The sequence below is a fragment of the Bacteroides sp. AM44-19 genome, assembly GCF_003603395.1.
Classification (GTDB): domain Bacteria; phylum Bacteroidota; class Bacteroidia; order Bacteroidales; family Bacteroidaceae; genus Bacteroides; species Bacteroides uniformis.
Genome location: NZ_QTNB01000057.1, coordinates 1 through 1,652, shown reverse-complemented (window position 1 = coordinate 1,652; position 1,652 = coordinate 1). Strand labels below are relative to the sequence as shown.

The following is a 1,652-nucleotide window of genomic DNA, read 5'->3' as shown; positions in this document are numbered from 1 at the left end:
TGTCTTTTCCTGATTTAGCTAGACGCTTTTTCTTTTTATAACCGATATCAGTAGACGGTTCTTGGAATGTTGTACTGGTTCAGTAGTCACTTCTTCCCAAGCCCTGCTGATATAGTAGACACAGCAAAGTGAGTTGTCCTGATTCTGTTGACAGTCATCCTGCTGCATTTGCAGAGCCCGTGCTTGCTTGTCCGGCAAGACTGGGTGCCCCTAAAAGAGGCATTCTGTCTTTGTCAGGTGCGCTGTCCTGCGCCTTCGCCCGGACTTGCTGTCCGGCTTTGCAAAGATATTGCATCCTTCTTTTTATTGCTACTTGTGGAAGGATATTTTTTCTTCTTCCACATTTTCTTCTGTATTCCCTTCTCCAGATGCGCCACAGCAGGTATTTTATACCCGATACTCATATGCGGTCTGCGATGGTTATAGAAATGTATGTAGCGAGCTATGACATTTCTTGCATGCCCGATTTCGTTGAACCGGCCTCGAGGATGGCTGCTTTCCGCCTTAATAATCCCGTTGATACGTTCCGCAACGGCATTGTCGGTGGGTTTGTAGTCTTCCGTCATACTGATGGCAATGCCATGTTTCTGAAGAAGTGCCACGTATGGGTCGCAACAGTATTGTACGCCACGGTCCGAGTGATGTATCAGGCCCGTAAGATTTTCATCTCCTGTCATTTCAACAGCCTGCTCTATAGCCTGTTGCAATGCATTGATGGTTGCCGATACCCGTAAGGTGTCGGCAAGCACCCATCCCACTATCTTATGGGAGTAGGCATCCGTAATCAGATGCAGATAACAGACTTCACCATTGGCAAGTGGTATATAAGTAATGTCGCTGACCCACAACTGGTTGGCTGAAGTCAAGGTCAGTCCTTTGATTAGGTTCTTCCACTTGTGGTAGCGATGGTTGGAGTTCGTCGTATGCCGGGTCTTGCGGGCAGGAAGCATCAAGCGGTGTTGCCGGAGCAATGCATAAAAGCTGTCCCGCCCAGGCATGAACCCGGCTCCAAAAAGCACGGTGAGCATAATCCACAGTTTGTAACAGCCTATACCCGGATCTTCGATACGGATATCACGGACAGCATCCAGCATGAGACGTTCCCTATGTATCTGACTCTCAATGTCAGCCTTTGACTGGTAGTAGGCTTGACGACAATGGCCAAACAGACGGCAGGCCAACGCAACTTTCAGGTTGCGCTGACTGACCAGTTCCGTTACGATTTGGCCCCAGATTTTTTTCTGATAGGGATGTTGAAGAGTTCTTCAGCACGCGTAATCATCAACTCACGGGCTTCTGTTTCCAGCTTGGAGAAAGACAGAGCTTTCTCCAGCTCTTTAATGCGCTTTTTTAATTGGGCATTTTCATCTTTGTAGGCTTCCTTGCTGCGATTGGACATATCTGGTGATTCTTGTTCAGAAGGCAAAGATAGCTCTTCTGCTAAATTTGAATACTTTTTAATCCAACTATTTAGCAAGGCAGGGCAACAAATGCCATGTGCCCGGCAAAAGGCATGCTTACTCATACCTGATTGGTAGTAAGAGTGAAGAAAAAACAGTTTTTCATCTTCACGATAAAGCTTTCGTTTTGAAGTCATAATAGTAACACATTTATTAGTTTGTAAATGTGTCTACCTATATCAGGATAAGACA

The 1,652-nt window shown here is 46.1% G+C and carries 2 protein-coding genes; both read right to left on the bottom strand.

The window, feature by feature from the left end:
* Positions 1-233: 233 nt before the first annotated feature.
* Positions 234-1,193: an IS3 family transposase gene (locus DW947_RS21345; protein ID WP_225990577.1), complete on the bottom strand. Its 960-nt coding sequence runs from the start codon at positions 1,191-1,193 to the stop codon at positions 234-236.
* Positions 1,194-1,216: 23 nt separating this feature from the next.
* On the bottom strand, positions 1,217-1,597 hold the full coding sequence (locus DW947_RS21340) for a transposase (RefSeq protein WP_005829611.1): 381 nt from the start codon (positions 1,595-1,597) through the stop codon (positions 1,217-1,219).
* Positions 1,598-1,652 lie beyond the last annotated feature (55 nt).